Genomic DNA, 12545 nt, shown 5'->3' on the forward strand with positions numbered 1-12545 from the left:
GCAGGGTCTCCTTCCGGCAACTTTCCGGCCGTCGCTACTTGACGCGTGTCATGAGAACGCTAACACTCACCAACTACAACCGCGATGTCCGATGCGACGTAACCGGACTAGTTCCAGGTAAATGCCGTACACCCCCCGATGTTCGGCTATGCGTGGGTTGATGTGACCGTTCACTATCTCGAAGGGACAGACGCAGTGCTGAAGAGATGGTCGGCCGCGCTGGTCGGTGGGCTGCTGCTCGTCGGTGTGCTCGGCGCGTGCGGTGGAGAGAATGCCGGCTCCGCCGGTGGTGGGGACGGGAAGATCACCATGGGGTTCGCCCAGGTCGGCGCCGAGAGTGGGTGGCGGACGGCGAACACCAAGTCGATCCAGGATGCCGCGGCGGCCGCCGGCATCGACCTGAAGTTCTCCGACGCGCAGCAGAAGCAGGAGAACCAGATCAAGGCGATCCGCAGCTATATCGCGCAGAAGGTGGACGTCATCGCGTTCTCGCCGGTCGTCGAGTCCGGCTGGGACGCGGTGCTGCAGGAGGCCAAGGACGCGAAGATCCCGGTCATCCTCACCGACCGGGCGATCGACTCCAAGGACACCACGCTGTACAAGTCGTTCCTCGGCTCCGACTTCGTGCTCGAAGGCAAGAAGGCCGGCGAGTGGCTGGTCAAGGAGTACCAAGGCAAAACCGACCCGGTGAACATCGTCGAGCTGCAGGGCACCACCGGCTCGGCGCCGGCCAACGACCGCAAGTCCGGGTTCGCCGACGTCATCAAGGCCGACCCGAAGTTCAAGGTCATCGCCTCGCAGACCGGTGACTTCACCCGGGCCAAGGGCAAGGAGGTCATGGAGGCCTTCCTCAAGGCCAACCCGAAGATCGACGTGCTCTACGCGCACAACGACGACATGGGGCTCGGGGCGATCGAGGCGATCGAGGCGGCCGGCAAGAAGCCGGGCGTCGACATCAAGATCATCACGGTGGACGCGGTGAAGGACGGGATGACCGCGCTGTCCGAGGGGAAGATCAACTACATCGTCGAGTGCAGTCCGCTGCTCGGGCCCCAGCTGATGGATCTGGCCAAGAAGGTGGTCAACGGGGAGAGCGTGCCGCAGCGCATCCTCACCGAGGAGACCACGTTCACGCCCGAGCAGGCCAAGGCGGCCCTGCCCAGCCGCAAGTACTGAGCGGCCCGGGAGCCTGACCCAACCATGCTGACCATGACCGGCATCACCAAGCAGTTCCCGGGTGTCATGGCCCTGCGGGACGTGGACTTCCGCCTGTTGCCAGGCGAGGTCCACGCCCTCATGGGCGAGAACGGCGCCGGGAAGTCGACCCTGATCAAGGTGCTTACCGGGGTGTACGGCAACGACGCGGGCGAGATCGTCCTCGACGGCACCCCGGTGCGGTTCTCCGGGCCGCTGCAGGCCACCCAGGCCGGCATCAGCACGGTGTACCAGGAAGTCAACCTCTGCCCCAACCTCTCCGTCGCGGAGAACGTGTGCATCGGCCGGGAGCCGCGCACGCTCGGCCACATCCGCTGGCGCGCCATGCGCCGGCGGGCCGCGGACCTGCTGCGGCGGCTCGAGCTCGACGTCGACGTCTCGGCGCCGCTGTCCACGTATTCGCTCGCGATCCAGCAGATGGTGGCCATCGCGCGGGCCATCGACGTCGAGGCGAAGGTCCTCGTGCTGGACGAGCCCACGTCCAGCCTGGACGCCGGCGAGGTGGCCCAGCTGTTCCGGGTCATGCGCCGGCTCAAGGAGCAGGGCATCGCGATCCTGTTCGTCTCGCACTTCCTGGACCAGGTGTACGAGATCTGCGACCGCATGACGATCCTGCGCAACGGCCGCCTGGTCGGCGAGTACCGCGTCGCCGAACTGCCGCAGCTCGAGCTGGTCAGCCTGATGATCGGCAAGGAGCTGGCCGCGCTGGAGCGGCTGGAGGACCAGCCCAGGCGCACCCTGGAGCGGGCCGAGCCGGTGGTCGCGGCCGAGGACCTGGGGCGCACGGGGGCGATCGCCCCGTTCAGCCTGACCATCCACCGCGGCGAGGTCGTGGGCCTGGCCGGACTGCTCGGCTCCGGCCGTACCGAAGCGGCAAGGCTCTTCTTCGGCGCGGACAAGGCCGACAGCGGCCGGATCAGCGTCGCCGGCCGGCCGGTCGCCATGCACGGCCCGCGCACCGCGATCGAGCATGACCTCGCCTTCTGCCCGGAGAACCGCCGGGCCGACGGGCTCGTGGAGGACCTGTCGGTGCGGGAGAACATCGTGCTCGCCCTGCAGGCCGCGCGCGGCTGGTCCCGGCCGCTGTCCCGGCGCCGCCAGGACGAGCTGGTCGAGCGGTACATCACCGCGCTGGACATCCGCCCGGCCGACCCCGAGGCGCCGGTGCGCCACCTCAGCGGCGGCAACCAGCAGAAGGTGCTCCTCGCCCGCTGGCTCATCACCGAGCCGCGGCTGCTCATCCTCGACGAGCCGACCCGCGGCATCGATGTCGGCGCCAAGACCGAGATCCAGCGCCTGGTCACCGAGCTGTCCGACGGCGGCATGGCGGTGCTGTTCATCTCCGCGGAGGTGGAGGAGGTGCTGCGCCTCAGCCATCGCATCGCCGTGCTGCGCGACCGCCGCCTGGTCACGCAGCTGCCCAACACCGCCGACGTCGACACCGACCGGCTCATGGCCGCCATCGCCGAAGGAGGAGGTGGTACCCCGTGAAGCGCTTCGCCTGGCCGGCCGCCGTGCTGATCGTGCTGCTCGTCACGAACGTGTTCTTCTCGCCCGGGTTCTTCGGCATCGAACTGCGCGGCGGGCACCTCTACGGCTCCACTGTGGACATCCTGCGGGCCGCGGCCCCGCTCGCGCTGGTCGCGCTGGGCATGACGCTCGTCATCGCCACCGGCGGCATCGACCTGTCCGTCGGCGCCGTCGTCGCGATCGCCGGCGCCCTGGCCTGCCTGCGCATCAGCGGCCTGGCCGACCAGGGCAGCGTCGCCGGGGTGCTGCTCGCGGCCGGCCTCGCGCTGGCGCTGTCGCTGGTCCTCGGCGCGTGGAACGGCTTCCTGGTGGCCGTCGTCGGCATCCAGCCGATCATCGCCACCCTGATCCTCATGGTCGCCGGACGCGGGCTCGCCCAGCTCATCACCGACGGACAGATCATCACCGTCAACAGCGGGCCGTACAAGATGATCGGCGCCGGATATTGGCTGGGCCTGCCGCTGTGCGTGCTCATCGCGGCCGCCGTCATCGCCCTGTCGGCGGTGCTGGTGCGCCGCTCGGCGCTGGGCATGCTGCTGGAGGCGGTCGGCGGCAACGCCGAGGCATCCAGGCTGACCGGCATCCGGTCCCGCCGGCTGATCCTCGGCGTCTACGTCTTCGCCGCCGTGTGCGCCGGCATCGCCGGGCTGATGATCAGCTCGAACGTGTCCAGCGCCGACGGCAACAACGCGGGCCTGCTCATCGAGCTCGACGCGATCCTCGCCGTCGTCATCGGCGGTACGTCGCTGTCCGGCGGCCGGTTCTCGATCGCCGGCACCGTGCTGGGGGCGGTCATCATCAAGACCCTCGACATCACCATCTACACCGTCGGCGTCCCCCCGGAGGTCACCCTGCTGTTCAAGGCGATCGTCGTGATCGTGCTGTGCCTGGCGCAGTCGGCGAAGTTCCGCGCCGCGCTCCGGCGCCGCCGCCCGGCCCCGCTCGCCGCGCCCGCCAACGAGCAGGAGCGGGTGCGCGCATGACCCTCACCCTCAACCTGCTGCGCAAGCCGGCCATGGCGACCGCCGTCCTGTTGTGCCTGATGTACCTCGCGGGCGTGCTGCGCTACGACGGGTTCGACGACACGCAGGTCGTGCTGAACATCTTCATCGACAACGCATTTTTGCTGGTGGTCGCGGTCGGCATGACGTTCGTGATCCTCACCGGCGGCATCGACCTCTCGGTCGGCGCGGTCGTCGCGCTGTCCACGATGATCGCCGCGGAGCTGCTCCAGCGGCATGTTCATCCGGCGGTGGTACTCCTGGTGGTGCTCGCCACCGGCGCCGCGATCGGGCTCGGCATGGGCTGCGTCATTCATTTCTTCGACATCCAGCCCTTCATCGCCACGCTCGCCGGCATGTTCCTGGCGCGCGGCACCTGCTACGTCATCAGCACCGACTCGATCCCGATCACCGACGGCTTCTGGACGCACATGGCCCGCGACAAGGTGCGCTTCGGCGGGTTCCACATCTCCTACAGCGTGGTCGTCGCCGCCGTGGTGGTCGTCGCCGCGGCCTACGTCCTGGCGTACACCCGCCTCGGCCGCAACGTCTACGCGCTCGGCGGCAACCGGCAGTCGGCGCTGCTCATGGGCCTGCCGGTGGGGCGCACCCGGATCGCCGTCTACACCATCAGCGGCCTGTGCTCGGCCCTCGGCGGCGTGCTGCTGACCTTCTACACGCCCTCGGGCTACGGGCTGAACGCCCTGGGCATGGAGCTCGACGCGATCGCCGCCGTCGTCATCGGCGGTACCGTCCTCACCGGCGGCTCCGGCTTCGTGCTCGGCACCGTGCTGGGCGTCGGCGTGCTGGGCCTGATCCAGACCATCATCACCTTCCAGGGCACCCTGAGCTCGTGGTGGACCCGGATCGTCATCGGCGCGCTGCTGTTCGCTTTCATCGTGCTGCAGCGCGCGGTCACCCGGCGGCAGACCCGGTAGTGCGGAGCGGGACCGCCGGTTCGCCCGGCGGTTGATCGAGAGTGTCGGCGTCGTCGTCGATGGCCCGGATGCCGGCCCGCGGCACCGGCGTGCGACTCCCGGACATGCTCGCCAGCATCACCGAACCGGAACAACAACCGCGGAGCAGCCGGTGCCCGGTCAGTTCCGGGCGCTGCGCGGGTCGAACGCCGACTCCTGGGCCAGGCGCTGCCACAGCTCGCGCTCGGCGGCGCTCGGCTGGGCCGGGACGGTGATCCTGACCTCGGCGTACAGGTCGCCGGGTGCGCCCTTCGGGTTGGGCAGGCCCCGGCCGCGCAGCCGCAGCCGCCGCCCGGACGGCGAGCCGGCGGGCACCTGGACCCGCACCGGACCGGCCGGCGTCTGGACCGGCACGCGGGCGCCGAGGGCGGCCTCCCACGCCGCGACCGGCAGCTCGACGGTGATGTCGCGGCCGTCGACCCGGTAGTGCGGGTGCGGGGCCAGGCGCACCAGGAGGTACAGGTCGCCCCGCGGTCCGTCGCCGATCCCGGCCACACCCTGCCCGGCCAGCCGGATGCGCTGCCCGGCGGTCACGCCGGCGGGGACGGACACCTCGTAGTTGCGCGGGCCCGACGGGGTCTGCAGCGTGAGCCGCCGCCGGCCACCGGCATAGGCGTCCTCGACGGTCAGCTCGATCTCCGCCTCGATGTCGGCGCCCGGCATCGACGCGCCCGCGCCCGGAGCGAACCCGGCCGTACCGCCGAACAAACCACCCAGCAGATCCTCGAAGTCGATCCCGGCGAAGGACTGCGCGCCCGCGGTGCCCATGTTGGCGTAGGCGCGGCGTTCGTCACGGTCGAACGGCTCGGCGCCCGGTGCGGGGCCGTCGTAGTCCTCGGGGATGTGCCGCCACTGCTGGCCGTACTTGTCGTAGCGGACCCGCTTCTTGGGGTCGGAGAGGACCTCGTAGGCCTCGTTGATCTCCTTGAAACGCTCCTCCGCCCCCGGGTCGTCGTTGACGTCGGGGTGGAAGCGGCGCGCCAGCTTGCGGTACGCGCGCTGAATGTCCTGCTGGCCCGCCGACCGATCCACTTCCAGCCGCTGGTAGTAGTCCGCCGTCGTCGCCACCCTGTGCTCCTCTCGTGACCGGCTCGTCCACCGGGTAAAACTTGAGTCCCCTCGTATCAATTCCCGGGCGGCCAGTTTCGCAGGGCCAGGTCGGCGACCTGCTGCAGTTCGTCGCGGCCGGTGCCCCCGGCCGCCTGCACGGCGATGCCGTTGGCCAGGGCCATGATGTAGCGGGCGAGCGTCTCCGGATCGCTGCCCGGGGGCAGGTCCCCCTCGTCGAGGGCCCGCCGGAACCGGTCGCGCAGGCGGGACTGGCCCTCGTTGCGCCAGTCGACCAGGGCGTCGCGGGCGGCCCGCCCGGGGTCGCCGGCGGCCAGGCAGCCCTGGACGCCCAGGCACCCGGCGGGGTCGCCGGGGCGGGTGGAGGCCCGGACCGCGCCGGTGAGGAACGCCGTGGCCACCTCCCGGGCGGTCGGCTCGGCCAGCGCCCGGGCGGCGTAGGCGGCCGGGCCCTCGGTGTAGCGCTCCAGCGCCTTGCGGAACAGCTCCTCCTTGTTGCCGAAGGCGGCGTACATGCTGGTGCGGGTGATGCCCATGGCGCTGGTCAGGTCGGTGAGGCTGGCACCCTCGTAGCCCTGCGCCCAGAAGACCAGCACGGCGCGCTCGAGCGCCTCGTCGGCGTCGAAGCCGCGCGGCCGGCCGATCGGCGCCTTCCCGGTGGTTTCCACGGTACCGAGGGTACCCCTTCTGTACCGGACGGTCTCGAACTGCTTTCGTGATCATGATGTCCGCGGTGGCCGCACACCGGGTTTGCCATGATCCCGGAGACTTTCGGTACACGGGGGTACATCGCCACTCCGCGATCATGAAAAACCGTTGGTGTCGGTGCCAGTTGCGCGTGATCACGGAGACTTCCGGTCGCCGCGCCGTGCGGCGTCCGGCGGGTGGGAGGACGACAAGGCCGCAACGTCGCGGGGGCGCCGGCTGAGGATGTCAAGCGTTCGTCGGCAAACGGTCTGCGGCGTCACCGCTGTCCCCGGGCGGGCGTTGGCCGCGTGGAGACGGGGAGGGCCGATTGCTTGCCGCGCATACGAAACCGGCGGCCGCCGGAGCGGTGTACGGGCGCGCGCCGGTGCCGGAGCACACGGCGGCGCATGCGCTGGTACTGGTGCGGGCGCTGGCCGCGCGCCGGCTCCGCCGGCTGCGGCGGCCGCAGCTGCACGTCGTCGGGTGGGGCGCGCTGGACGCGGCGGCCGCGGGCGAACTGCGGGCCGGGCTGAGCACGGCGCCGGTGCTGCTGCTCGACCCGGCCGGGCGCGGCTCGATGCGGGACATGCTCGACGCCGCGGTCGATGACTGCGTGACGCGCGGGCGGGACGATCGGCCGCCGAAGCTTGCCCGGTACCGAATCATCGTGCGGATGCTCGGCGGTGAACTCGGCGTCAATGACGTGCTGCCGCCGCCGCGGACGTGGTGGGAGCGCGCCGTGCCGCCGTTTCTGACGGTCGCGGGGGTCGCCACGGCCGTGATGCAGGGCGCGGGGGCCGAGCACCAGCCGTTGTGGTGGCTGGGCCTCGCCATGTTCGTCGCGGCGATCGCGGTCGGTTCGCTGCACGGGGTGGCGCGGCCGCTGCTGAACCGGCGGTGGATGCGCCGGCTGCTCGGCCCGGACGCCGCGGACTGGTTCGAACGGCAGCGGCAGGGCCGGGGCGCGGATCCGGACGTGAACCGGCTGCTCGCCAGGGCGTTCCTGCTCGACCTGCGCGCCGAATGGGGGTGGGGGACGCTGCTGTCGTGGCGGCGGATGCGCGTCGATCATCCGGTACTGCTGCTGCCGGGCGACGGCACGGACCTGGCGGGCGTCTTCCTCGAGGAGTACGCACGGCTGGCGGCGCCGCCCGTCCTCCTCGTCACCGACCGGCCCGGCGGCACGCCGATCGACGTCGACGGGCTCGCCCGGCGGCCGGACGGGCCTTGGCGGGCCGGGCCGGTCCTGGTGCCGCCGCCCGGCCCCGGCTCGGGACGGCTGCGTGCGGTGTACCGCCGGGGGATCGCGCCGGCCGGCACCCGGCTGAGCGCGTTCGTCCTGGTGCCGGCGCTCGCCGCCGTCCTCGGCGTGGTCGCCGCCCGGCCGCCGTCGACCTGCTCCGGCCCGTTCGAGCCGGACGTCGTCGTGACCGATCGAGGCGAGCGGGTCGGGGTGCAGTACTGCGGGGACTCGTTCGCGGCCGCGTCGGACACCGAGGAGCAGCAGATCTACCGGCAGAACCGCGAGGTGCGCCGGCGGCACCCCGACCGGGCCGTCACGATCGTCCTGCTCACCTCGCTGACCCAGGATCCGCAGGCCGGTCCCGAGCGGTCCGTGCTGGCCGAACGCGAAGGGCTGGCCGGCGCGTACGCCGCCCAGATGAGCATCAACAGCGCGCCCGGCGTGCATCCGCTGGTGCAGCTCGCGATCGCCAACGCCGGCTACCACGCCCAGCACATCGGCGAGGTCACCGACCGGCTGCACGCGAAGCTGCGGGGCGACCCGCGGATGCTGGCCGCGGTGGCGACGGTCGACAGCACCGAACCGGTCCAGCAGGCGCTGCAGCGCCTGGCGGACCAGTCCCTGGTGCTGGCCAGCCCGACCATGACCGCCGACGACCTGCCCGCGAAGGTGCCGAACTTTCTCCAGATCACCTCGTCGAACAGCGAGCAGGTGGAGCTGGTGGCCGGCTACGCCGCGCACGCGGCGCCCGGAGCGCCGATCGACGTGGTGACCATGGCCAGCGCGCCCGGCGACCGGTACGTGGCGACCCTCGCCGGCGCCGCCCAGCGCTCGGGCATGCGGCTCGTGCCGTGGAGCCCGGGCGAGGCGGGCACCGACCTCACCGGCAGCTGCGGCGGCACACCGGCGCCGGTCGTCTACTACGCCGCGCGGTACGACCGGTTCCCCGACTTCGTCGACAACCTGCGCCTGGCGTGCGGCGGCCGGCATCCGCTCCTCGTCGCCGACGACTCCGTCTCCCGGTTCCTCGCCGACGACTCCCTCACCAGCCACCTGCCCCACGGCACCGACGTGGTCGTCACCGTCCGCGGCGACCTGCTGTCCTGCCGCGGGCTCGCCGCACCGGCGACCGCCGCCGAACGGGCCGAGGGCGTCGCCGCACGCCGGGCCGACCTGCTCGACGACTTCCGGGAGTACCTCGGCCGCTGCCGGGACACGCAGGACCGCCTGACGGATCTCGCGGGCGGCTGGGCGGTCACGGTGTACGACATCGTGCGCATGCTCTACGACGCCACCCGCCGGGTGACCCTGGCCACGCCGGGACTGCTCAAGCGCACCGGCGCGGCGCCCCGCGCGGCGCTCGCCGGCCTGCTGCTGCGCCAGGACCCGGCGGCGGGCCACACGTACCCCGGCTCGGTCGAACCGCTGCGCTGGGACGCCGGCGGCGCGGCCCACCGCAGCCTGTCGCTGCTGTGCATCCCGGAGCTGCGGACCCCGTTCGCCGGCACCGCTCCGGTCCCGGCGCCGGTCGCGTGGCGGCGCCATAACCAGAACGGATACACCACCGGCCCCGACGACTGCGCCGCCGGCCGGTGACGGCGCGGCAGGCGGCCGGTCAGTGCTGGGCCGGGTCGCGCCGCACGTGCGGGTGGGAGGGGCGCATGGCGCGCTCGACGATGGCGAGGGTGAGGCGGCGCGGCAGCAGTCCGGACAGGCGGCTGTTGAAGGCGTTGAAGCGGCCGTCGACGACGCTGGGAACATCGCGATCGAGGGCGCGCAGGGCGGTGGCGACGACCTGCTCGGGGGTGCGGTGCTTGCCGAAGCTGCCGTCCTCGGAGCCGGTGGCCGCGTGGAACGGGGTGGCCGTCGGGCCCGGGCACAGGGCCAGGACGCGGACGCCGCTGGGCCGGGTCTCCGTCCACAGGGCCTCGGTGAACGACAGGACGAACGCCTTGGTGGCGGCATAGACGGCCATGTGCGGCATGGGCTGAAACGCCGAGAGGCTGGCGACGTTGATGATCACGCCCCGGCCACGGGCGGTCATGCCGGGCAGGTAGGTGCGGGTCAGGTCGAGCAGCGCGGCGACGTTGAGCTGGACCTGGTCGTGCAGGCGGACGGGGTCGGCGGCGATGACGTCACCGTAGGTGCCGAAGCCCGCGTCGTTGATCAGAATGTCCACACCGCGGCCGAGCGCGTCGACCTGCGCGCCGAGCCGGGTGACCGCGTCCGGCCGGGTGAGGTCGGCCGGGAGCACGTCGACGCGCACCCGGTCCGCGGCGCGCAGCCGGGCGGCGAGCGCCTCCAGCTTGTCCCGGCTGCGGGCGACCAGGATGAGGTGGGCGCCGCGGGCGGCGAGTTCCCGGGCGAAGGCGGCACCGAGGCCGCTGCTGGCTCCGGTGATGAGGGCGGTCTGATCGGCGAGGTGCATGGCGAGGTGCTCCGTTTCCCGAAGGCCCGGCGAATCCCGGGCTCGGGACGGGATGCGCGAGCGTTGCCGGACGTGCGTCACCGTCGCTGTGACCGTCGTCTCAGTCCAGCGGCGCCGGCCGGTAGGCGACGCGGAGCCGCTCGGTGCGTCCCTGCCGCAGCGTGTGCAGCCAGGCCATCGCCGGCGGGCAGTGCTGCGGATCATGGGCCGGGTTGAGGAACTCGATCTCCCACAGCACGACCCCGCCGCTGGCCGCCGCGTGCACCAGTCGCAGGCTCACCCCGGCACCGAGCGTGTCGTCCATCATCGGCACCAGCACCGACATCCCGCCGGTCGACAAGCCGGCCATCGTCACGCGGGCGTCCGGGTGGAACCGGTCGCCGATCACCCGGCGGAGGTCGCCGTGCAGACCGGCCTGGATCGCCGCCTCCGCTTCGTGGCGGGTCGCCGTGGCCATGGCGCCGGAGTCCGCGTGCGCCACCGCCGCGGTATCCCGCAGCACGCGGCCCAGGGCACGCCGCCCGTCGCGCAGGCGGCTGCGGACCGTGTGTTCAGGCACCGCGCACAACTCGGCGATCTGCCGATATGAGGAGTAATCGGAGAAATAGCGCAGTACCGCAACATCACGCACCGGCTCGGGCAGCGCGGCCACCGCATGGTGCACCCAGTCGCGGGTCGCCGCCCGATCGAGCACCGCGGCCGGGTCGAGCCCATCGGCGGCCGGCATCAGCAGCGCGGGCTCGGCGACCGGCACGGCCCGGCGCGAGCGCAGCAGCATCCGGCAGTTGTTGCGCACGATGGACCGCAACCACGCCCCGGCCGCCTCCGGATCACGTAACTGCGGCAGGCTGCGCAGTGCGACGAGCACCGCGTCCTGCACGACGTCCTCTGCCTCGTCCACGTAGCCCAGCAGGGCGATCGCGACCGCCCGCATGCCGGCCAGGTGCTGCTGGATCAGCACCGCGAACGCGCCGTCGTCGCCGCTTCGCGCGGCACGGGCCAGTTCGGCATCCACAACGGAAACATATATGAGCATGACTTGCCGGCGTGCGGCATGATCGATGGGTGCGTCGTCTCCTCCTGGTCACCGCGTCCTCGGGCCGCATGCAGGCCATCCGGCGGTCACGAGTCATTCACTTCCAGCAATGCACCATGCCCTATCTGGCGGCGCTCACGCCGCCGGGCTGGGACATCGAACACGTGGACGAGGAGGTCGAGGAGGTCGACTTCACCCGGCACTACGACCTGGTGGGGATCACGTTCCACACGCCGAGCGCGCCGCACGCCTACGCGCTGGCCGACCGGCTCCGCGACCGGGGAACGCCGGTGGTGCTCGGCGGACCGCACGTGACGCTGCTGCCCGACGAGGCCGAGCGGCACGCCGACGCGATCTTCACCGGCGAGGTGGAGGACACCTGGCCGCGGTTCCTGCGCGAGTTCGAGGAGGGCCGGCACGCCAAGCGGTATGCGTGCGGCACGCCACCGTCGCTGGTGGGCGTTCCCCAGTCGCGCAAAGACCTGTTCCATCGCAAGGACCACTCCGGCGGCATCATGTTCGCGACCCGGGGCTGCCCGAGCAAGTGTGAGTTCTGCTCGATCATCGAGATGTACCGGGGCGGCCTGCGGCGGCGGCCGGTAGAGGAGGTGGCCGCGGAGTACGGCTCGTTCTCCGGCAAAGTGATCATCTTCTGGGACGACAACATCGCCGCCGACATCGAATACAGCAAGGAGCTCTTCCGCGCCATCACCCCGCACCGCAAGTGGTGGAGCAGCCAGGCGAGCATCCACGCCGGCCGCGACGACGAGTTCCTCGCCCTGGCCGCTCGCAGCGGATGCAAGCAGCTGTTCCTGGGGCTCGAGTCGGTGTCGCAGCGCAGCCTCAACCTGGCGCACAAGTCGTTCAACCGGGTGAAGGACTACCGGGACATCGTGCGGAACATCCAGTCCCACGGCATCGCCGTGCAGGTCGGGGTGGTGTTCGGGTTCGACGAGGACCAGACCGACGTGTTCGCCGACACCCTGGAGTTCCTCGAGGACGCCGCTGTGCAGAATGCGACGTTCAACATCCTCACGCCGTATCCGGGGACGCCCCTCTTCCGGCGGCTGGACGCCGAGGGCCGGATCACGACGTACGACTGGAGCCGGTACAACGCCCGGGCCGACGTCGTCTTCGTCCCCAGGCGGATGACCGCCCAGGAGCTCCTCGACGGCTTCACCTGGATCAACGACCGGTTCTACTCGCCGCGCAGCATCGCCCGGCGGCTGTCGAAGTCACCCACCGGCCTGTACTGGACGCTGCCGCTCAACCTGCGGTACCTCTACGCCTGGCGCAAGCACGGTGCCGCCCGGCTCGACGGCACCGCCCGGCTGCATGCCGCCGATCGGTCCTGAGGCGG

At 71.7% G+C, this 12545-nt stretch carries 10 protein-coding genes; 6 read left to right on the top strand and 4 right to left on the bottom strand.

The annotated features are described in order from the left end of the window. The first annotated feature begins 195 nt into the window (after positions 1–195). The 4 genes from ACQPXD_RS18685 to yjfF are packed head-to-tail and all read left to right on the top strand — an operon-like array spanning position 196 to position 4684. Positions 196–1176, top strand: coding sequence for an ABC transporter substrate-binding protein (locus ACQPXD_RS18685; protein ID WP_432840123.1), 981 nt, complete (start codon positions 196–198; stop codon positions 1174–1176). Between the two features lie 24 nt (positions 1177–1200). Next, a complete protein-coding gene (locus ACQPXD_RS18690) occupies positions 1201–2706 on the top strand; it encodes a sugar ABC transporter ATP-binding protein (RefSeq protein WP_432840125.1) in 1506 nt (501 codons plus the stop codon). After that, complete coding sequence (locus ACQPXD_RS18695; protein ID WP_432840127.1) at positions 2703–3728, top strand: ABC transporter permease; 1026 nt, start codon at positions 2703–2705, stop codon at positions 3726–3728. Before ACQPXD_RS18690 ends, ACQPXD_RS18695 begins: the two co-directional genes overlap by 4 nt. Further along, positions 3725–4684, top strand: coding sequence for a galactofuranose ABC transporter, permease protein YjfF (gene yjfF, locus ACQPXD_RS18700; protein ID WP_432840128.1), 960 nt, complete (start codon positions 3725–3727; stop codon positions 4682–4684). Before ACQPXD_RS18695 ends, yjfF begins: the two co-directional genes overlap by 4 nt. A 159-nt stretch (positions 4685–4843) precedes the next feature. On the opposite strand, the gene ACQPXD_RS18705 is transcribed toward yjfF, so the two are convergent. Then, positions 4844–5791 carry a DnaJ C-terminal domain-containing protein gene (locus ACQPXD_RS18705; RefSeq protein ID WP_432840130.1) on the bottom strand — a complete coding sequence of 316 codons (948 nt, stop codon included), beginning with the start codon at positions 5789–5791 and terminating at the stop codon, positions 4844–4846. 56 nt (positions 5792–5847) lie between these two features. After that, complete coding sequence (locus ACQPXD_RS18710; protein WP_432840132.1) at positions 5848–6459, bottom strand: TetR/AcrR family transcriptional regulator; 612 nt, start codon at positions 6457–6459, stop codon at positions 5848–5850. A 404-nt stretch (positions 6460–6863) separates the two neighbouring features. Here ACQPXD_RS18710 and ACQPXD_RS18715 point away from each other — a divergent pair, with 404 nt between their 5' ends. Continuing rightward, positions 6864–9317 carry a hypothetical protein gene (locus ACQPXD_RS18715; protein ID WP_432840134.1) on the top strand — a complete coding sequence of 818 codons (2454 nt, stop codon included), beginning with the start codon at positions 6864–6866 and terminating at the stop codon, positions 9315–9317. A 19-nt stretch (positions 9318–9336) separates the two neighbouring features. On the opposite strand, the gene ACQPXD_RS18720 is transcribed toward ACQPXD_RS18715, so the two are convergent. Both ACQPXD_RS18720 and ACQPXD_RS18725 read right to left on the bottom strand, forming a co-directional pair. Further along, positions 9337–10149, bottom strand: a complete 813-nt coding sequence (locus ACQPXD_RS18720; RefSeq protein WP_432840136.1) for an SDR family NAD(P)-dependent oxidoreductase — start codon at positions 10147–10149, stop codon at positions 9337–9339. 100 nt (positions 10150–10249) lie between these two features. After that, positions 10250–11164 (bottom strand): RNA polymerase sigma factor, encoded by a 915-nt coding sequence (locus ACQPXD_RS18725; RefSeq protein ID WP_432840138.1) that lies wholly within the window; start codon positions 11162–11164, stop codon positions 10250–10252. A 50-nt stretch (positions 11165–11214) separates the two neighbouring features. Here ACQPXD_RS18725 and ACQPXD_RS18730 point away from each other — a divergent pair, with 50 nt between their 5' ends. Next, entirely contained in the window at positions 11215–12540 is a 1326-nt protein-coding gene (locus ACQPXD_RS18730) for a B12-binding domain-containing radical SAM protein (RefSeq protein WP_432840140.1), read from the top strand. Positions 12541–12545: the final 5 nt, after the last annotated feature.

This window comes from Dactylosporangium sp. CA-092794, from assembly GCF_050948465.1.
In the GTDB taxonomy this organism is placed as follows: Bacteria; Actinomycetota; Actinomycetes; order Mycobacteriales; family Micromonosporaceae; genus Dactylosporangium.

Bases quoted from the DNA above. Each gene is read 5' to 3' on its own strand.
- ACQPXD_RS18690 (WP_432840125.1), top strand. From the start codon at position 1,201: ATGCTGACCATGACCGGCATCACCAAGCAGTTCCCGGGTGTCATGGCC.
- yjfF (WP_432840128.1), top strand. From the start codon at position 3,725: ATGACCCTCACCCTCAACCTGCTGCGCAAGCCGGCCATGGCGACCGCC.
- ACQPXD_RS18720 (WP_432840136.1), bottom strand. From the start codon at position 10,149: ATGCACCTCGCCGATCAGACCGCCCTCATCACCGGAGCCAGCAGCGGC.